This window comes from Streptomyces sp. GQ60, assembly GCF_059758875.1.
Genome location: NZ_JCAXEG010000011.1, coordinates 148406 through 168455, shown reverse-complemented (window position 1 = coordinate 168455; position 20050 = coordinate 148406). Strand labels below are relative to the sequence as shown.

At 71.9% G+C, this 20050-nt stretch carries 14 protein-coding genes and 1 tRNA gene; 1 reads left to right on the top strand and 14 read right to left on the bottom strand.

Features of this window, described 5'->3' with window-relative positions:
- Positions 1-46: 46 nt before the first annotated feature.
- From AC6CKD_RS25925 to AC6CKD_RS25905, 5 genes are all read right to left on the bottom strand, one after another.
- Positions 47-214: an LxmA leader domain family RiPP gene (locus tag AC6CKD_RS25925; RefSeq protein WP_498330339.1), complete on the bottom strand. Its 168-nt coding sequence runs from the start codon at positions 212-214 to the stop codon at positions 47-49.
- Between the two features lie 66 nt (positions 215-280).
- Positions 281-484: an LxmA leader domain family RiPP gene (locus tag AC6CKD_RS25920; protein WP_498330337.1), complete on the bottom strand. Its 204-nt coding sequence runs from the start codon at positions 482-484 to the stop codon at positions 281-283.
- 73 nt (positions 485-557) lie between these two features.
- A complete protein-coding gene (locus AC6CKD_RS25915; protein ID WP_498330336.1) occupies positions 558-1625 on the bottom strand; it encodes a T3SS effector HopA1 family protein in 1068 nt (355 codons plus the stop codon).
- Positions 1626-1630: 5 nt separating this feature from the next.
- Entirely contained in the window at positions 1631-2761 is a 1131-nt protein-coding gene (gene lxmK / locus AC6CKD_RS25910) for a class V lanthionine synthetase subunit LxmK (protein ID WP_498330334.1), read from the bottom strand.
- Between the two features lie 98 nt (positions 2762-2859).
- The gene (locus AC6CKD_RS25905; protein WP_498330332.1) at positions 2860-3495 is read right to left on the bottom strand and encodes a LuxR C-terminal-related transcriptional regulator; all 636 of its coding nucleotides are present in this window, start codon (positions 3493-3495) and stop codon (positions 2860-2862) included.
- A 458-nt stretch (positions 3496-3953) separates the two neighbouring features.
- Between AC6CKD_RS25905 and AC6CKD_RS25900 the strand changes: the two genes are divergently transcribed.
- Positions 3954-4181: a hypothetical protein gene (locus AC6CKD_RS25900; protein ID WP_498330330.1), complete on the top strand. Its 228-nt coding sequence runs from the start codon at positions 3954-3956 to the stop codon at positions 4179-4181.
- A gap of 58 nt (positions 4182-4239) precedes the next feature.
- On the opposite strand, the gene AC6CKD_RS25895 is transcribed toward AC6CKD_RS25900, so the two are convergent.
- The 9 genes from AC6CKD_RS25895 to AC6CKD_RS25855 form a co-directional block, all read right to left on the bottom strand.
- Positions 4240-4313: transfer RNA gene (locus AC6CKD_RS25895), tRNA-Thr, on the bottom strand.
- Positions 4314-4418: 105 nt separating this feature from the next.
- Positions 4419-5990, bottom strand: coding sequence for an alpha/beta hydrolase (locus AC6CKD_RS25890; protein ID WP_498330328.1), 1572 nt, complete (start codon positions 5988-5990; stop codon positions 4419-4421).
- 239 nt (positions 5991-6229) lie between these two features.
- Positions 6230-7441, bottom strand: coding sequence for a DNA polymerase III subunit delta' (locus AC6CKD_RS25885; protein WP_498330326.1), 1212 nt, complete (start codon positions 7439-7441; stop codon positions 6230-6232).
- A gap of 142 nt (positions 7442-7583) precedes the next feature.
- Complete coding sequence (tmk, locus tag AC6CKD_RS25880; RefSeq protein WP_498330325.1) at positions 7584-10826, bottom strand: dTMP kinase; 3243 nt, start codon at positions 10824-10826, stop codon at positions 7584-7586.
- 184 nt (positions 10827-11010) lie between these two features.
- Positions 11011-13827: a type I DNA topoisomerase gene (gene topA, locus AC6CKD_RS25875; protein ID WP_498330324.1), complete on the bottom strand. Its 2817-nt coding sequence runs from the start codon at positions 13825-13827 to the stop codon at positions 11011-11013.
- Between the two features lie 405 nt (positions 13828-14232).
- Entirely contained in the window at positions 14233-14430 is a 198-nt protein-coding gene (locus tag AC6CKD_RS25870; RefSeq protein WP_498330323.1) for a hypothetical protein, read from the bottom strand.
- Positions 14431-14578: 148 nt separating this feature from the next.
- Positions 14579-16144 (bottom strand): DUF7059 domain-containing protein, encoded by a 1566-nt coding sequence (locus tag AC6CKD_RS25865; protein ID WP_498330321.1) that lies wholly within the window; start codon positions 16142-16144, stop codon positions 14579-14581.
- Positions 16145-16323: 179 nt separating this feature from the next.
- Positions 16324-16890, bottom strand: coding sequence for a small secreted protein (locus AC6CKD_RS25860; protein WP_498330319.1), 567 nt, complete (start codon positions 16888-16890; stop codon positions 16324-16326).
- A gap of 173 nt (positions 16891-17063) precedes the next feature.
- The gene (locus tag AC6CKD_RS25855) at positions 17064-19481 is read right to left on the bottom strand and encodes a sodium-translocating pyrophosphatase (RefSeq protein WP_498330317.1); all 2418 of its coding nucleotides are present in this window, start codon (positions 19479-19481) and stop codon (positions 17064-17066) included.
- Positions 19482-20050 lie beyond the last annotated feature (569 nt).

The following is a 20050-nucleotide window of genomic DNA, read 5'->3' as shown; positions in this document are numbered from 1 at the left end:
CCCGCAATTAGCGTTTGCGGGGCCACCGTTGCTACGAGAGGTCGATCTAGCCGGGACCATTGGTCGTGATGTAGCTGATCGCAAAGCTCGCGGCCGCGCCACAGAAGGGGGTCGTCGCCGGAGCGTCGACCACGGCGGTCACGTTGAGCTCATCGGTCTCGGCGTACGACGTGTAGCCCGTGACCATCTCTTCGATGAGAAACTTCTCGTTCATTGAATTCACCTCCTCCGTTTCTGACATACGTGTGTGAGGGAAGGGCTGTTCAGCCCTGGGGCTGGATCAGCAACCCACCTTGTACGTGGCACCGCCGACGGCGCTGACCGCGGCGGAGGCGAGCCACTTGCCGGCGGCCGCACCGGTGACGGCGGCGCAGACGGGGGTGGTGGCCGGCGCGTCGACGGCCGCCTGGGTGTTGAGCTCGTTGGCGCTCGCGTACGCGTCGTAACCGGCGATGAGCTCCATCATCGAGGCGTTGTCGCCCATGACATTTCTCCCTGTTTCAGTAACTGGCTGATGCGAAAACAGGAAATGCGTGCACTCATTCCCTGCAACCGCCTCAGAACAACCGGGGCGAGGTGGAATTGCGCGCCGGATCGGCGGGGTCGATATTGGCCTCCGCGAACCGGGACAGCAGCTCGCGCTCCACGGAGTTCCCGGACTTCCTGCTGTCGAGTACGGCCTTGGCCACCGCGCCCGCGCGGTGCTGGCCGAAGCTCAGTCCTTGCACCGGCTGGCGCCGGTCCTCCGGTTCCCAGGCCAGTGCGACACCGGGCCCGAGCCGATGGGCGAACACCGAGGTCTCCTCCCCCACCCCGGGACTGCCCGCGACGGCCTCGGCCAGCCCCGTGACGGCAGCCCGGGCATCCTCGTCGAGATAGACCACCAGGGCGTCGCGCCGGGGATACAGCAGCCTCGAGGAGAGGACCTTGGCCCGGTAGGGCACCTTCCGCTCCTCCAGGTGGCTCAGGACCCGGCCCCATACGGAGACGGCGCTCCGCGAGTCGGTGAGGTGGACGTAGAGCCGGAGCGTCGCCCCACCGGAGCCGCTCCCCGGAGTGGATCCGTCGACCAGGAAGAACCCGGGCGAGAGCGCGGGGCGCGCGGCCGGCACCCGCAGCGTGATCCGGTCACCGGGAACCCACTCCACGGTCGGGCCGGCGGTCCTCCCGCCGGCCGTCGCGCCGGCGGTGTCCCCGAGTGCCCCTTCCAGGGATTCCCGTGCGATACGGATGCGCACCCCGTCCCGCTGCACGACGGCCTCCGCCCCGCCCGCGGCGGACCGCGCGGGAACGGCGTGCACGAGCACGCCGACCGAGGTGTGCTCGTGCGGCACGGCCTCGCCGAGGGCCTGCTCGAACTCCGCGTCCCGCAGCTGCCGCGGCAGGTTCTCCGAGTCCTCACCGCGGCCCGCGTGCCAGGTCTCGTAGAGCGCGCCGGCGAGCAGGGACTCCAGGGCGCGCGGATCGTCGGCCGTGAGTACCCGGCCGTCCACGGTCGCGGACTCCCCGTCCTCCGCGATCGATATGCCACCGACCGCCGACCGCAGGGCCGCGGACAGTCCGGCCACGGCGTCGGACACGGCCACGGTCACGGCCTCGGCCTCGGCCTCGGGGGCCTCGTTCACACCATTCATTCCGTTCCCCCCAGTCCAAGCGTGACGGCGAACCGCTCGGGGTTCAGCAATATCCCTCGTCCGACGCCGGCTGCCGCACGTTCGATCCCGGAAATCCGGCCGCGTTGCGGGCTTCCCGCGATCATGCGGTCCAGCATGTGCCAGCCGGCGAAAGCCGTGGCCCGCACGGCGAGTTCCGCGTCGACCCGTCCGACGCTCTCGCAGTATCCGTTCCAGAAATACCGGATACGTGGCCGCAGCCGCTCGATCTTTTCAGCGCCCCGCCGCAGGACCGACTCGTGCGTGAGATCGGTATCCACGAAAACCGCATCCCCGCGGGAAGTCGCGATGTCCAGGATGGAACGGTAAAGCCATTCACCGGCGAATCCGCCGACGTCGCGCGCCGGGTCGGCCAGCCGGAATTCTTCCCAGTCCGCGACGTAGAACGCCTCGTCCGTGACCAGCAATTGATCCACCCGCAGATCGCAGTGGGCCGGCACCCGGGACGCTTCCGCCTCCCGGGCACGCAGGTCCGTCACCGCTTTGATCAGCGCGGGGTCGCCCTGCATGAGCCGCCAGGTCTGCAGCTCGCCGAAGCTGAGGTTGTCGAACATCCGCTGCGGCAGCGCTTGCAGCAGCGCCGGCGAGGGCAGTTCCAGTACGGAACCGTCCAGGTCGGCGGGGTGCCGCACCGGGCTGCCGTGCAGAAGGCCGATGGCCCCGCCGACCGCGTGGGCCAGCGCGTCGTCGAACGTCTCGTCGACCATCAACTCCGCGCCGCTCCGCGCGCCTTCGAGATACTCGAAGGCTACGATCCGCGCCTCCTCGTCACAGCCCAGGAACTCCGGACCGCGCAAGGCACTGGAGGGGAGTTCCGCGGAGAACCGCTCGAAGGACAACAGGCGCCGCATTCTTGCGCGTACATCGTCGCCCCCGCCGACCAGACGCTTGACGAATACCTTGCGGCCGGCAGCCGTGTCGCCCGCCCACACTTCATTGCGGCCCACCGGAGCGACGAGTGAATCCCGGTCGAACGGACCGAGCCCCAGCCTTTCCAGAAGTACGTCGACTTCGGGCACCTTCTCCAGATCAACCGGCGCGAATCCCGGCCGTCTCGTGGAGACGCGCTCACGTATCAGATTACCCATAGCCATTCCCCCCGTCCGGCTGCCTGCAGGTCCCACTCTGTCGCTACCGGTTGGTGATTCCAACCCCCCTTTCGGGGGGATGGAATACACCTGGGCGATCAGAGGTGCGCGAGCTCGCACTTCGCCGCCACCACGGCCGCCTGTATGCGGTTGGCGACCCGCATCTTCCCGAGGATGCGGCTCACGTGCTCCTTGACCGTCTCCGGGCTGAGGAAGAGCCGCTGGCCGACTTCGCCGTTCGACAGCCCCTCGGCGACGAGGGACAGCACCTGCCGCTCCCGCTCGGTGAGCGAGGCGATCCGCTCCCGCGGCGACGAGGGGCCGATCACCGACATCGGCCCCCCCGGCACGAGCCGGGCCATCGCGGCGGATACCGCCCAGCAGCCCGACGCGACCAGCTGAAGCGCCCGGACGAGGTCGAGGGGCTCCATGTCCCTCGTCAGCACGCCCTGGGCACCGGACCGCAGCGCCAGATCCATGTCGGCGGCGACCCCCGTCGCCAGCAGCGCGACCTTGGGCGATTCCGGCACCGCCCGGAGGTACTCCACCACCGTGCGCAGTTCCGCGGAGGGGATGTCCGCGGTGTCGATCAGAACCAGATCGATCCGGTCACCCGCGGACCGCTCCAACGCCCGGTAGCCGGCCCGCTCCCCCACGACCTCGAGGTCGTCGACCCGGTCGACGGCCTCCCGGATGCTGCGCCTCAGTGGAAGGGAGTCAGAAATGATGATCAAAGAATTCTTGTACACTTTGCCCCGTTTTATCGCGCTCAAGCTCAAGCCAAGGTCGTGGCGCATGGTCAGTTGCACCACACCAGCGAGCCTAGGCAGCGGCAGAGTGCCCCGCATCAACTGCCCGAACGATCCGACCCCCGCCGCCCGGCGGGTTTACGTACATTGCGTTCACGACCACCGAAGCCCCCGCCAACAAGCTCTTAGCGGCCCGGATCCTCACCACCCTGGCAGCCGCGGTCGAACCGGCCGCGCCACCTCCCACCGAGGCGCACGCCGCGGCGATCGACTCGACACCCGTCACCTGCTTCGACCGTCAAATCGACGGCGTCATCCTGACGCGCACGGAGTGGGCAACTCGCCCCAGATACTGCCTCGTTACGGCCAGGCGTGAGCCCACATCAGCGTCAATGGCGTGCGCCGGGTCAGCCAGTGCCACCACATCACGAAGTGAGCCGCACATGACCACCCAGCCCGCGTCCGACGACCCCGCGCGGGAAGCCAGGCTCCGCCGCGCCGGCCTGGCCGCCTTCCTGGTCGCCACGGCACTGTCCTTCGCCTTCTTCCCGGGCCTCCCCCACGTCATCGACTGGGGCGCGATCGTCACCTCGCTCGCCGTGGGCGGCCTGGCCCGCTGGGCGTGGCGGTCCCACCTGTCGAGGAGACACACCTCTCACCCGCGGAACTGACCGCTCGGGGGCATGAAAAAGCCCCAGGTCACGGCGAGTGAGTCCTGGGGCTAATCCGAGCCGCCTTCGGGATTCGAACCCGAGACCTACGCATTACGAGTGCGTTGCTCTGGCCAGCTGAGCTAAGGCGGCACCGCTGGGAAGACAAGAATTTCCTTGGTGGGAGGCTCTCATCAGCAGCGGCGCCAAGTCTACAGGGTTAAACGGGGTGCCCCGAACACGGGCCGCCGACGCGGGTCAGCACTGCTTCCGGTCCGCCGGAGCGGTGCCCTCCAGGAGGTACCGGTTGATCGCCGAGTCGATGCAGTCGCTGCCGCGGCCGTACGCCGTGTGGCCGTCGCCGTCGTAGGTCAGCAGGACGCCCGAGTCGAGCTGGCTCGCCAGGGCCTCGGCCCACTTGTACGGGGTCGCCGGGTCGCGGGTGGTGCCGACCACCACGATCGGCGGGGCGCCCTTCGCGTGCAGTGCCTGGGCCGTGCCGGTGGCCTTCGCCGGCCAGTACGCGCAGTTCAGCGAGGCCCAGGCCAGGCCCGCTCCGAAGACCGGAGAGGCCTTCTCGAAGGAGGGCAGCGCCTTCTCGACCGCCTCGGGCCCGGCGAAGGCCGCGGGCTGGTCGAGGCAGTTGACGGCGGCGTTCGCCGACATGAGGTTGGCGTACTTGCCGTCCTGCTCGCGCTCGTAGTAGCTGTCGGCGAGGGTCAGCAGCCCGTCGCCGTCGTCGCCGTTGATCGCGGCACCCAGGGCCTCGCGCAGCTGCGGCCAGGCGTTCTCGTCGTACAGCGCGGCGATCACCCCGGTGGTCGCCAGCGACTCGCCGAGCGCGGTGCGCGAGCGGTCGGTCGTGGGGACCGGCTGGGCGTCGACCTTGCGGAAGAACTCCTTCAGGCGGTCCGCGATCTGCTCGGGGCTGCCCTGGCCGAGCGGGCAGTCGGTCTGCTTCGCGCAGTCCGCGGCGAAGGCCCGGAAGGCGGTCTCGAAGCCCGCCGTCTGGTCCCGGTTCAGGTCGACCGCGGGCCGGGAGGGGTCCATCGCCCCGTCCAGGACCAGACGGCCGGTCCGGCCCGGGAAGAGGTCGGCGTACGTCGCTCCGAGGAAGGTGCCGTACGAGGCTCCGACGTAGTTCAGCTTCTCGTCGCCCAGCGCCGCACGCAGGACGTCCATGTCGCGGGCGGCGTCGACCGTGGACACGTGCGGCAGGATCCGCTGCGAGTGCGTCCGGCAGGCGGCCGCGAACTCCTTGAAGGCGGCCACCAGCAGGGCCTGCTCCGCCGGCGTGTCCGGCGTCTGGTCCACCTGCGTGTACTTGTCCATGGCCGGACCGTTCAGGCACTCCACGGGGCTGCTGCGGTCCACGCCGCGCGGGTCGAAGGAGACCATGTCGTACGCGGCGCGGACCGGGGCCGGGTAGCCGATGCCCGCGTACGCCTGGAGGTAGCCGATGCCGGAGCCGCCCGGGCCGCCCGGGTTCACCACCAGCGAGCCGAGCCGCTTGGCGGGGTCGGTGGCCTTGCGGCGGGCCACCGCGATGTCGATGTCCCCCGCCTCGGGGCGCTCGTAGTCCAGCGGGACCTTCATGGTGGAGCAGTCGAAGCCGGGCACGCCGCACTCGCGCCAGCTCAGCTTCTGGTCGTAGTACGGGCGCAGCGCGGCCGGGACGGCGGCAGGCGCGGCCGACGTCGCCTCCGAGGCCCCGCCGGACGAAGCGGCGGCGCGGGGTGTTCCCGAACCGCCCGAGGTGCACCCGGAGAGCAGTAGCCCCGCAGCGGCGATCACGGTCCCGGTGGTGCGCAGCAGGCGACTGGTGTCCATTCCCGGAGCCTACGGCCTGCGGGCATGCCCGGGGCGTTGGTACCCGCGCCGGGCGGCGGGCGGCCGCCCGGGCGCGGGACGCCGCCCCGCACGGACCGGCGGTGTCTCCGGCCCGCCACTCGGACCCCTCGAACGGGTGAGGCCGTCAACCGGAGTCGCCAACCGCGGCCGCGACCGTCACCGCAGCCGTCACCAAAGCCGCGACCGCACGCCACCGCGGCCACGGCAGGGGCCGTGCGTCAGCCCGCGCGCAGCGACATCGTCATCGCCTCGACCGCGAGCAGCGGGGAGACGTTGCGGTCCAGCGCCTGGCGGCACGCGATGATCGCCTCGATCCGCCGCAGCGTGCGCTCCGGGCCCGACTCCCGGGCGATCCGGTCCAGGTCTTGGCGTATCTCCTCGTTCGCGATGGCCAGCGAGGAGCCGAGCTGGAGGGCCAGCACGTCCCGGTAGAAGCCGGTGAGGTCGGTCAGCGCCAGGTCGAGGCTGTCGCGCTGCGTGCGCGTACGGCGGCGCTTCTGCCGGTCCTCCAGCTCCTTCATCACGCCCGCCGTGCCGCGCGGCATCCGCCCGCCCGTACCCGCTCCGGCGCCGAGCGCGGCGCGCAGCTCCTCGGTCTCCTTGGTGTCGACCTCTTCCGCGACCTGCTTGGCGTCCTCCGCGGCGGCGTCCACCAGCTCCTGTGCCGCCTTCAGGCAGTCGCCCACGTCGGTCACGCGCATCGGCAGCTTCAGCACGGTGGCGCGCCGTGAGCGGGCCGCCGGGTCGGTGGCGAGCCGGCGGGCCCGGCCGATGTGCCCCTGGGTCGCGCGCGCGGCGGCCCGCGCGACGTCCGGCTCGATGCCGTCGCGCCGCACGAGCACCTCCGCGACCGCGGCCACGGGCGGGGTCCGCAGCGAAAGGTGCCGGCAGCGGGATCGGATGGTGGGCAGCACGTCCTCCAGCGAGGGCGCGCACAGCAGCCACACGGTCCGCGGAGCGGGCTCCTCCACGGCCTTGAGCAGTACGTTTCCTGCGCCCTCCGTCAGCCGGTCGGCGTCCTCCAGGACGATGACCTGCCAGCGTCCGACGGCCGGGGAGAGCTGCGCCCGGCGCACCAGCGCCCGGGTGTCCTTCACGCCGATGGACAGCTGGTCGGTACGGACGATCTCCACGTCGGCATGCGTGCCGATCACGGTGGTGTGGCAGCCCTCGCAGAACCCGCAGCCCGGCTCGCCGCCGAGGGCGCGGTCGGGGCTGGTGCACTGGAGCGCGGCCGCGAAGGCGCGGGCGGCGGTGGACCGCCCGGAGCCGGGCGGGCCGGTGAACAGCCAGGCGTGCGTCATCTTGGAGGCGGCCGGCGGCGGGGTCCCCGCTTCGATGGCGGTGACCAGGCCGTCGGCGTCGACCGCGGCGGCGGCAAGCTGGGTCTGGACACGCTCCTGTCCCACCAGGTCGTCCCATACGGGCATCCCGCCCACCGCCTTTCCCTCGCGTACCGTCCGTGCCGTCTGCTCACCCAGTGTGGCGGCTCCCACTGACATTCCCGGTCAGTCCGCCCCCGCGACGGCCACCGCGGTCACGGCGTCGCCGCCGTCACCACCGCCACCGCCGTCAGCGGCGGCGCGGTCCCTGGCCGTGCTCGTCCTCGTCGTCCCGGCGCGGGCCCAGCAGCTCGTCGGCGAGCGTGGGCAGATCGTCCAGCGGAGTCTCCTCCGCCCAGTCCGAGCGGGGCCGACGCGGCCGGCCGTCCTCGGCGGGGAGCGGCAGTTCACGGGTCGCGTCGTTGCCCGAGTCGCGGAATATGCCCGGCGGGACCCGGTCGGCCGGGCTCTCCTCGGGTCGCTGGGCCGTCGGCCGCGACGCGGAGTAGGAGGCGCGGGGCGCCGCCGGCCCCTGCGCCGCTTCGCCCGCGCGCGTCCCCGTACCGGTAGCCGCGCCCTCGGGGCGTACGGGCGGCAGGACCGCCGTCTCGTCCGCCGGACCCGTCGCGCGGACGGGCGGCAGCACTGCCGTCTCGTCCGCAGGACCCGCCGCCGGATCGGCCTTGGGCACCGGGACCGTCTGGGTGACGTCGTCCGGCTGCACGACCCGCTTGACGACCGGAGTCTCGACCGTCACGGCCTCGTCGTGGTGCGCGTCCTTGCGCAGATCGGCCTTGGGCTCGGCAGCCGCAGGGGCCACCGCGGCAGCAGGCGCGGCCGCCGGCACGGAGGCCGAAGCCGCCGCAACCGAGGCAGCGGCAGCCGCGGCGGACTCGGCCGCCGCCTGCGCCGCCGAGGCCTCGGCCAGCCGCCGCGCCTCCTCGGCCTTCAGCAGGGCCTCTTCGGCGCGCCGCTGCTTCTCCAGCCGGCGCTCCTCGGCCTCGGCGTGCAGCCGGGCCTCCTCCTCGGCCTGCCTGCGCAGCCGCTCGGCCTCCACCGCGCGGGCCTTCTCCTCGGCCTCCAGCCGCAGTCGCTCGGCCTCGGCCCGCTCGCGGGCCTCCTCCTCGGCGCGCAGCCGCTCCTCGCGCTCCTTGCGGGCGGCCTCGGCCTCGGCTGCGATCCGGGCCTCCTCCGCCTCGCGGGCCTTGCGGGCCTCTTCCTCGGCCAGCAGCCGGGCTTCCTCGGCCTTGCGCGCCGCCTCTTCCTCGGCCCTGCGCTTGGCCTCCTCCTCGGCGCGCCGACGGGCCTCCGCCTGCGCGGCCACTTCGGCCTCCGACAGCGGGAGCATCCGGTCCAGGCGGTGGCGCACGACGGTGCTGACCGACTCCGGGTCCTGGCCGGCGTCGACCACCAGGTAGCGCCCGGGGTCGGCCGCGGCCAGGGTCAGGAATCCGGCCCGCACCCGCTGGTGGAACTCCGCCGGCTCCGATTCCAGCCGGTCCGGCGCCTCCGTGAACCGCTCGCGGGCCGTCTCCGGCGACACGTCGAGCAGCACGGTCAGATTCGGTACGAGGCCTCCCGTGGCCCAGCGCGAGATACGGGCGATCTCGGTCGGGGACAGGTCCCGGCCGGCGCCCTGGTAGGCCACCGAGGAGTCGATGTAGCGGTCGGTGATGACCACCGCGCCGCGCTCCAGGGCGGGCCGTACGACGGTGTCCACGTGCTCGGCCCGGTCGGCCGCGTACAGCAGGGCCTCGGCGCGGTTCGACAGGCCCGCGGAGGACACGTCGAGCAGGATCGAACGCAGCCGCTTGCCGACCGGGGTGGCCCCGGGCTCGCGCGTGACGACGACCTCGTGGCCCTTCGCCCGTATCCAGTCGGCCATGGCCTCCACCTGGGTGGACTTGCCCGCGCCGTCGCCGCCCTCCAGGGCGATGAAGAACCCGGCGTCGGACGCGGCCTGGACCGGCTCCCCGCCGCGCAGCGCCTCGCGCAGGTCGCGTCGCAGCGGTACGCCGCTGCGGTCGTCGGCCTTGGCCAGGACGATGACGGCGACCGGCAGCAGCAGGGCGCCGACGAGCATCAGGGTGAAGGCCGCGCCGCCGTGGGCGAAGACGACCTCGCCGCCGCCGAGCCGGTGCGGTCCGATCAGGGCGGCCAGCAGCGGGGCGGCCACGGCGCCGACGGCCACGGAGACCCGGACGACGGCCTGCAGGTGCTCGGTGACCCGGGCCCTGCGGAACTCCTCGGTCTCCTGGTCGAGCAGCGTGTGCCCGGTGTTGGCGGCGACGCCCGCGGCGGTACCGGCGAGCAGCGAGAGGAAGACCACCGTCGAGGTGTCCGGAACCAGCCCGGTCAGCAGCAGCGCCAGCCCGGTCATGCCGACGGCCAGCGCGAGCAGGCGGCGCCGGGACAGGGCGGGCAGGACCTTGCCGGCCTGGCTGGCGCGGATGCCGAGGGCGGTGCCGCCGAGCAGGGCCAGTACGAGCAGCGAGAACGCGGCCGCTCCGCCCCCCAGGTCGGTGGCGTGCAGGACGGCCACGGCGGCGGCTGCGGCAACGGCTCCGGCGACGGCCGCGCAGACCAGGACGAGCAGCGGGATGGCTCCCGTGCGCCCCTTCTCCGGCCGGTCCCCGGCCTTGGGGGCGCGCAGGCCCTCCAGCGGGGAGCGCGGACGCGGGGTCTTCGTGCCGGCCGGCACCAGCGGGAGCAGCAGCGATACGGACGCCGCGAAGAGGCCGGAGGCCACGTAGGACCCCAGCGCCGCCTGGTTCTCGGCGAACCAGCCGAGGCCGAGGCCGAGGGCCTTGCCGATCAGGGTCGCGGCGAGCAGCGCGGCCGCGGCGATCGGCAGGGCGGCGAACGAGGTGCGCAGGTTCAGCCGGCGCAGCGCGTCGAGGTGGTCGGGCAGCGGCCGTACGGTCGCCCCCTCCGGCGGCGGCGCGGGCAGCAGGCCGGGCGCGACGCTGTCCTTGGCCAGCACCCACAGCCGCTCGGCGGCGCCGGAGACGAAGACGGTGGCGAGGAGGGCGGTCAGCGCGTGGGTGCCGATCCAGTCGAGCCACAGCGGGGCCACGACGAAGAGTCCGAGCCGGACCCCGTCGGCGCCGACCATCGTCCAGCGGCGGTCCAGCTTGCCGCCGGGGGCGGTGAGCTTGGCCAGGGGTCCGAGGAGGACCGCGCCGAAGAGGACGGTGGACACCACGCGGACGCCGAAGACGGCGGCGACGGCGAGGGCCCAGCCGGTGTAGCCACCACCGAAGGGCTCCTGGTCCACGGCCGCCTGGAAGACCAGGAGCACCAGGACCAGCAGGGCGAGGGCATCACCGATGCCGCTCACCAGCTGCGCGCTCCACAGCCGGCGCAGCCCGGGGGTGCGCAGCAGAGCGCGCACCGCACGCTCGCGGGAGTCCGCGGCGAGGGCTTCGTCGTAGGTGGGGGCGGTGTCGGTGTCGGTGGCGGTCACGACCGTTGGCTGCTCGGCTCGCGTCATCCGCCCAGCCTATCCGCTGTGCTTGGCGGGTGCGGAGCCCTGTGGACAAGCCCCGGTGTGACCCCCGACCCACCTCTCCGGGGGTCGCCGGAAAGGCCGAAGAGGGCCGAAGAGGGCCGAAAGGGGCAGGGCCCGTGCACAGTGCACGGGCCCTGCCCCTTTTTCGACCGCGTCCCGCTTTCGGCTACTCGTCCGCCGGAAGCGCGGCCGTCGTCTTCGTCGCGGCCGTCTTCTTGGCCGTGGTCTTCTTCGCCGCCGTCGTCTTCTTGGCCGCGGCGGTCTTCGTCGCCGTCGCCTTCTTCGCCGGGGCCTTCTTCGCGGGGGCCTTCTTGGCCGGAGCCTTCTTGGCCGTCTTCTTCACGGGGCCCTTGGCGCGCTTCTCCGCGAGCAGCTCGTAGCCCCGCTCCGGCGTGATCGTCTCGACGTCGTCGTCCCGCCGCAGCGTCGCGTTCGTCTCGCCGTCCGTCACGTACGGGCCGAACCGGCCGTCCTTGACGACCACCGGCTTCTCGCTGACCGGGTCGGTCCCCAGCTCCTTCAGCGGCGGCTTCGCGGCCGCGCGCCCCCGCTGCTTCGGCTGCGCGTAGATCGCGAGCGCCTGCTCCAGGGTGATGGCGAAGAGCTGGTCCTCGGTCTCCAGCGACCGCGAGTCCGTGCCCTTCTTCAGGTACGGGCCGTAGCGGCCGTTCTGCGCGGTGATCTCCGCGCCCTCCGCGTCCACGCCCACGACCCGGGGGAGCGACATCAGACGCAGCGCGTCCTCGAGCGTGACCGTGTCCAGGCTCATCGACTGGAACAGCGAGGCCGTCCGCGGCTTCACCGCGTTCTTGCCCGTCTTCGGCGTGCCCTCGGGCAGGATCTCCGTCACGTACGGCCCGTAGCGGCCGTCCTTCGCGACGATCTCGTTCCCGCTGACCGGGTCCTTGCCCAGCTCGAACTCGCCGCTCGGCTTCGCGAAGAGCTCCTCCGCGTACTCGATCGTCAGCTCGTCGGGGGCCAGCTCCTCCGGGACGTCCGCCCGCTGGTGGCCCTCGGCGTCCTTCTCACCGCGCTCCACGTACGGCCCGTAGCGGCCGACGCGCAGCACGATGCCCTCGCCTACGGGGAAGGAGGAGATCTCCCGGGCGTCGATCGCGCCCAGGTCGGTGACCAGCTCCTTCAGACCGCCGAGCGCGTCGCCGCCGGACGGTACGACCTCGGTCGCGTCCTCCGCGCCGAAGTAGAACCGCTTCAGCCACGGCACGGACTGGGCCTCGCCCCGCGCGATGCGGTCGAGGTCGTCCTCCATCTTCGCGGTGAAGTCGTAGTCGACGAGCCGGCCGAAGTGCGTCTCCAGCAGGTTGACCACGGCGAACGACAGGAAGGACGGCACGAGCGCCGTGCCCTTCTTGAAGACGTATCCGCGGTCCAGGATCGTGCCGATGATCGACGCGTACGTCGACGGGCGGCCGATCTCGCGCTCTTCCAGCTCCTTGACCAGCGAGGCCTCGGTGTAGCGGGCCGGCGGCTTGGTCGAGTGCCCGTCGACCGTGATCTCCTCGGCCGACAGCGCGTCGCCCTCGGCGACCTGCGGGAGGCGCTTCTCACGGTCGTCGAGCTCGGCGTTCGGGTCGTCCGCGCCCTCCACGTAGGCCTTCATGAAGCCGTGGAAGGTGATCGTCTTGCCGGAGGCCGAGAACTCGGCGTCACGGCCGTCCGCGGAGCGGCCGCCGATCTTCACGGTCACCGAGTTGCCGACCGCGTCCTTCATCTGGGAGGCGACGGTCCGCTTCCAGATGAGCTCGTACAGGCGGAACTGGTCGCCGGTCAGACCGGTCTCGGCCGGGGTGCGGAAACGATCGCCCGAAGGGCGGATCGCCTCGTGCGCCTCCTGCGCGTTCTTGACCTTGCCCGCGTAGACGCGCGGCTTCTCCGGCAGGTACTCGGCCCCGTAGAGCTGCGTGACCTGCGCCCGGGCGGCCGTCACGGCCGTCTCCGACAGCGTGGTGGAGTCGGTACGCATATAGGTGATGAAGCCGTTCTCGTACAGCTTCTGCGCCACCTGCATCGTCGCCTTCGCACCGAAGCCGAGCTTGCGCGAGGCCTCCTGCTGGAGCGTCGTCGTACGGAACGGGGCGTACGGGGAGCGGCGGTACGGCTTGGACTCGACCGACCTGACGGCGAACGAGGTCTCCGCCAGCGCGGCGGCCAGCGCCCGGGCGTTCGCCTCGTCGAGGTGCAGCACCTCGCTCTTGAGCTGCCCGGTCGAACCGAAGTCGCGGCCCTGCGCCACGCGCTTGCCGTCCACCGTGTTCAGGCGGGCGACCAGCGTGGAGGGGTCTGAGGCGTCACCGGCGCGGCCGGTGGCGAAGGTGCCGGTCAGGTCCCAGTACTCGGCCGAGCGGAAGGCGATGCGCTCGCGCTCCTTCTCGACCACCATGCGGGTGGCCACCGACTGGACGCGGCCCGCCGACAGCTTCGGCATGACCTTCTTCCACAGGACCGGCGAGACCTCGTAGCCGTAGAGGCGGTCGAGGATGCGGCGGGTCTCCTGGGCGTCGACCATGCGCTGGTTGAGCTCGCGCGGGTTGGCGACGGCGTCGCGGATCGCGTCCTTGGTGATCTCGTGGAAGACCATCCGGTGGACGGGGACCTTGGGCTTCAGGACTTCCTGCAGGTGCCACGCGATGGCTTCGCCCTCGCGGTCCTCATCGGTGGCGAGGAAGAGTTCGTCGGACTCGGCCAGCAGCTCCTTGAGCTTCCTGACCTGGGCCTTCTTGTCGGCGTTGACGACGTAGATCGGCGCGAAGTCGTGCTCGACGTCCACGCCGAGACGACGGACCTCACCGGTGTACTTGTCGGGAACCTCGGCCGCGCCGCTCGGGAGGTCGCGGATGTGCCCGACGCTCGCCTCGACGACGTATCCGGGGCCGAGGTAGCCCTTGATGGTCTTCGCCTTGGCAGGGGACTCGACGATGACGAGTCGGCGGCCGCCCTTTGCGGTCTCGCTAGTCGGGGACAACTTGGCTCTTCTCTCCGGTCGGCACTCGGTCGCAGTACGGCGACGCTGCGGAGTGTGACGGTACAACCCGCCCCCGTGTCAAACGGCAGAAGCCCGCAACGGCCACTCGAACGGTAACCCGACAAGTGCCATTTCTGCCGCCCGGATGCCGCGCCAGGCCCTCCGCACTCACCGGGCAGAGTGGCCGAAGGGCCGTCTGGCCCCGCCTCCGGACCCTTCTTCACGTCGGTGTTTCCCCGTCGTACGGGTCCTGCGCGCATTCCGGACGAGCGGGAGAAACCCGGCGCGCCGCAGGCTCGGGGACGGTATCCGGCCGATCCGGCGGCCTCTACGCCTACCCGCCCGACACCGACGCCGGTACCCGCTCGACCCGCGCCGCTACCGGCGCGCCGCCGGACCCCGGCGTCAGAGCCGTCCGAGGCACCAGGCCCCGAGGGCCAGCGACGCCCCGCCGGCGAGCAGTGCCAGCGGTACGGCCACGACGGGGCACACGCCCTCGGCCACCGGCGCGCCGCGTAGGGCGCGCGCCCCCGTCCAAGCCAGCAGAGCGGCCCCGAACAGCAGGAACACGGCCGCCGCGAAGATCGCCGGACCGTGCTCCATGCCGTTCCCCTCGTCCCCCGGGCCGCTCACGGGATCCCCCGGATCCCGCTGACCGGAGGATTTCAGCCGGGGGCGTACACCAGGCGAACCCGGGGTTACATCCTGGCGCCGGCTGCCCGGTGCCGGCGGGGCACGGCGTCCGCCCGCCCTACTCCCCCCCGGCTCCCGCTTCCGTTTCCGCTCCCGCCCCGGCCACCGGCTCCAGGAACCCCTGCTCCACCAGCATCCGGATCGCCTCGGGCGTCCGGTCCCGCAGGACCACCGGGTCCTCCTCCACCAGCTGGGCGATGGCGTCCAGAATCCGCCCCGCGCTCAGTGATCCGTCACACACCCCGGCGAATCCGGCCCCGACCGTGTCGACCTTGGTGGCGCGCCGCATGCCCCGGTTCTGGCGGAGCACGACGTGTTCCGGATCCTCCGCGCCGGGCGCGCCGACCTGCTCCTGCACGACCTCCTCGGTCAGCCGGAAGTAGCCCGCGAGCAGGGCCGCGTCATCGTGGTCGCGCAGGTAGTCCTGGCGCGCGAAGTGGGCGAGGACGGCCTCCCCGAGCGGCTGTTCCACCGAGTGCGGCCACTCCTCGACCACGATCGAGGGCTCGGCGGCGTCGCTGCGCCGCAGCGTGATCCAGCCGAACCCGACCGCCTTCGTCTTGCGGGCTTCGAACTCGTCCAGCCAGTCCTCGTACCGCTGTTCGTACTCGGCGGGGTCGGTGCGGTGGTCGCCCGCGTCGCGCAGCCACAACTCCGCGTACTGCGTCACGTCCTGCACGTCACGCTGCACGATCCAGGCATCGCAGCCGCGCGGCACCCAGGCCCGTACCCGGTCGTGCCAGTCCTCGCCCTCCACGTGCTGCCAGTTGCCCAGGAACTGCGCGAACCCGCCCTGGTTGAGCCGGGCTCCGGCCTCCTGGACCAGGCTCCGGCACAGGTCGTCGCCGCCCATCCCGCCGTCGCGGTACGTCAGCCGGGCCCCGGGGGAGATCACGAACGGCGGATTCGACACGATCAGGTCGTACGTGGCCCCGCCGACCGGCTCGAACAGCGACCCGGCGAGCAGTTCCGCCTCGGGGGCCCCGGACAGCGCGAGCGTCAACCGGGTGAATTCCAGCGCCCGCGGGTTGACATCGGTCGCCGTGACCCGCGTCGCGTGCTGGGCGGCGTGCAGCGCCTGGATCCCGGATCCGGTGCCGACGTCGAGGGCCGAGCCGACCGGCGTGCGGATGGTGATCCCGGCCAGGGTCGTGGAGGCTCCGCCGACGCCGAGGACCACGCCCTCCTCGCGGCTGCCGATGCCGCCGGCCCCGCCGACGGCGCAGCCGAGGTCGGACACGATGAACCAGTCCTCGCCGTCCGGACCGCCGTACGGGCGCACGTCCACGGTGGCGTGCACCTCATCGCCCTCCCGCCGCAGCCAGCCGTCGGCCAGCGCCGCGTCCACGGGCAGGGCGGCCGCGGCGTGCACGTACGGCACCGGCTGCCGCAGCAGGAACAGCCTGATCAGGCTGGCGAGCGGCCCGTCGCCGCGGCTCCGCGTGGCGCGCAGGGCGGGAACCGTCTCGCTGCGGGCCAGCGCGGCGTACGCCGGGGCACCGAGCAGATCGAGCAGCCCGTCGGCGGTGAAGCCCGCGGCGAGCAACGCGGCGCGGAGCTCGGCCGCGCGGGCCGACGAGGGGAGGCGGGCGGGCAGACCGGGGGGAAGGCTGGTGGTACTCACCCGCCCATTGTGGCCGCTGCCGCCGCCAATGCCCGCGCCACACGGCCTGCGGCGCCGGCGGACCTGCGCGGGGGCGGCAGGCCGTGTGCGCCGGCGGACATGCGCCGGGGCGGCCGGGGTCCCGAAGGATCCCGGCCGCCCCGATGTGTGCGGCGCCGCCGGCAAGGCGGCTGCCCGCGCTAGGACTTCGCAGGTGACGGAGTCGTCACCTGGCAGCCCTTCTGGCTGTTCATCGCCTTGTCCAGCCCGCCCGCCTTGAGCTGGTCGAGGGCTTCCTTGCCGCCCTTGGTCGCTTCCTCCAGGCCGCCCGCCACCTCCTTGAGGCCCTCGGCGAACTTGCCCTGGTCCTTGGCGTCGAGGGCGTCCATCTTCGTCTTCAGGGCGGTGTAGCCCGCCGACGTCGACTCGAAGCCCATGACCGCGGCGGCCTGGGTCTTCTCGCCGTCCTTGACGGGCGGAACTCCCGCGTTCGTGAGGGCCGTACCCATCGCCTTGTACGACTCGGACATGGTCCCGAAGGCCGCCGAGTCGGTCGCCTGGACCTCTTCGGGCTTACTGCTCTCGGACGCCACCCGCTTGATGTCGGCGTTCGCCTGCTCGATCTTCTTGAGCTCGGGCTGCCAGCTGTCGCAGACCTTCTTGGCCCAGGCGTCGGTCTTCTTGTCGCCGTCGTCACCGCCGCAGCCGGACAGGACGAGCATCAGCACCGCAGCGCCCGATACCGCGGCCGCAAGCTTCTTGTTCACCGGATTGGTCCCTTCGAAGGCTCTCGGCCCGGAAGATACACGCCCACCATCCGGGAAACGCAAAGGCGGACGGACGGCGCGTCAGTCCGCGCCACCCGTCCGCCGTTCGGGCGCACGGTCGAGTCGAGCCGGTTCAGGCAGGTTCGGGCCGGTTCAGGCCCGCGACGGCCTTCTCAGGAAGTGACCGCCGTCGCCGGGTCGGGCTGCTGGCCCACCCGTTCGGCGGCCGCGCCCTCGCCCGTCTCGTCGTCGCCCACGGCGATGCCGCGGCGCTTGGAGATGTACACCGCGCCGACGATGACGCCGATCGAGAGGATCGCGACGATCGCCCGCACGGTCGGGCTGGCGTCGTCCCCGTAGCTGAACTGCACGATCGCGGGGGCGATCAGCAGAGCCACCAGGTTCATGACCTTGAGCAGCGGGTTGATGGCGGGACCGGCGGTGTCCTTGAACGGGTCGCCGACGGTGTCGCCGATGACGACCGCCTCGTGCGCCGCACTGCCCTTGCCGCCGTGGTGCCCGTCCTCGACGAGCTTCTTCGCGTTGTCCCACGCGCCACCGGAGTTGGCGAGGAAGACCGCCATCAGGGTGCCCGTGCCGATCGCGCCGGCGAGGAAGGAACCGAGTGCTCCGACGCCGAGCGTGAACCCGACGGCGATCGGGGTGAGGACGGCGAGCAGCCCGGGCGTGGCGAGTTCGCGCAGCGCGTCCTTGGTGCAGATGTCCACGACGCGCCCGTACTCGGGCTTCTCGGTGTAGTCCATGATCCCGGGGTGCTCCCGGAACTGGCGGCGCACCTCGTAGACCACCGCGCCGGCCGAGCGGGACACGGCGTTGATGGCGAGGCCGGAGAACAGGAACACGACGGCCGCGCCCAGGATCAGCCCGACCAGGTTGTTGGGCTGCGCGATGTCCAGGCTGAGGTTCATCTCCCCCGCGGTCTTGGCTCCGACCTCCTTGACCGCGTTCGCGATCGCGTCGTTGTACGAGCCGAAGAGCGCGGCCGCGGCGAGCACGGCCGTGGCGATGGCGATGCCCTTGGTGATGGCCTTGGTGGTGTTGCCCACCGCGTCCAGGTCGGTCAGCACCTGCGCGCCGGCGCCCTCGACGTCCCCGGACATCTCCGCGATGCCCTGGGCGTTGTCGGAGACCGGGCCGAAGGTGTCCATGGCGACGATGACGCCGACCGTGGTGAGCAGGCCGGTGCCGGCCAGTGCCACGGCGAAGAGCGCCAGCATGATCGACGTGCCGCCGAGCAGGAACGCCCCGTAGACGCCGAGGCCGATGAGCAGCGCCGTGTAGACGGCGGACTCCAGACCGACCGAGATGCCGGCCAGGACGACCGTCGCGGCGCCCGTCAGCGAGGACTTGCCGATGTCCCGGACGGGACGGCGGTTGGTCTCGGTGAAGTAGCCGGTGAGCTGCTGGATCAGGGCCGCGAGCACGATGCCGATGGCGACGGCGACCAGTGCCAGGATCCGCGGGTCGCCGGAGTGCCCGGAGATCGCGGCGTCGTCGACTCCGACGAGCTCCTTGTAGGTGCCCGGCAGGTACGCGTAGACGGCGATCGCGACGAGGACCAGCGAGATGGCCGCGGAGATGAAGAAGCCGCGGTTGATGGCGGTCATTCCGCTGCGGTCGGTACGCCGCGGGGAGACCGCGAAGATGCCGATCATGGCGGTGACGACCCCGATGGCGGGGACGATCAGCGGGAAGGCCAGGCCCAGGTCGCCGAAGGCGGCCTTGCCGAGGATCAGGGCCGCCACGAGGGTGACGGCGTACGACTCGAAGAGGTCGGCGGCCATTCCCGCGCAGTCTCCGACGTTGTCGCCCACGTTGTCGGCGATGGTCGCGGCATTGCGCGGGTCGTCCTCCGGAATGCCCTGTTCGACCTTGCCGACCAGGTCGGCGCCGACGTCGGCGGCCTTGGTGAAGATGCCGCCTCCGACACGCATGAACATCGCGATGAGCGCGGCGCCGAGGCCGAAGCCCTCCAGGACCTTGGGCGCGTCGGCGGCGTAGACGAGCACGACGCAGGAGGCGCCGAGCAGGCCGAGTCCGACGGTGAACATGCCCACCACACCGCCGGTGCGGAACGCGATCCGCATGGCCTTGTGGGAGACCTCGGTCAGGTCCTTGGCGGGCTCGCCCTCGGCGGGGGTGGCCTCGCGCGCGGCGGCGGCGACGCGGACGTTGGCACGGACCGCGAGGCGCATGCCGATGTAGCCGGTGGCGGCCGAGAAGATGGCGCCGACGAGGAAGAAGGCGGAGCGTCCCGCCCGCTGTGTCCAGTCGTCGGCGGGGAGCAGGAACAGCAGGAAGAACACGACGACGGCGAAGACGCCGAGCGTGCGGAGCTGCCGGCCGAGGTAGGCGTTGGCGCCTTCCTGGACGGCGGCGGCGATCTCCTTCATCTTGTCGGTTCCCTCGTCGGCGGCGAGGACCTGGCGGACCAGGATCTGCGCGACGACGAGCGCGGCGATGGCCACGACCGCAATGACGATCACGATGAGCCGATTGTCATCCGTGAGTACTGCGGATGCCAGGTCAGTGGTGCGACCGGGCGCGATAGGGGTGAAGAGCCCCGTCATTCGTCCTCCTTGACGTGATGAGCTCAAGATGTGGACGGATTGTAGGGAGCGCGACCCGATCAAAACAGTACGCAGGAAACGGAATTGGCTCGCACTTGCTCCTCACCAATAGATCTGGTCACTCCATTACCCTCGAAAGCGGTAACGGGGCAAAAGCATTGACGCTTGATCAGCGTTCCGGAAATCCATCGGAGAACGATCACGCATTGGATCTACGGGCATGCGAAAGGCCCTGCTCGGCAGGGCCTTTAATAAGATCGGAAGATACGTCGGCACGCGCGGCGGAACATCACCGGTGCCCACGCCCTCGGCACTCCGACGCCATATCGGCGCCCGCCCGGTCCCCCGTCGCCGGCCGGCCCGACTCCGAGAACCGACCGCGACGGAGCCCGGGCGGGGCAAGAAACCGGCCGGGAACCACGAAACCCCCGGGGCGGGACGAGAACCCGCCGGGCAGCACGAGAAGCCGCCAGGCGGCGCGAGGACCATCCGGCGGGCAGCACGAAACCCGCCGGGCGGCACGAGGGCCACCCGGCGGGCACGGAACAGCCGGGCGAACCGGCCACGGC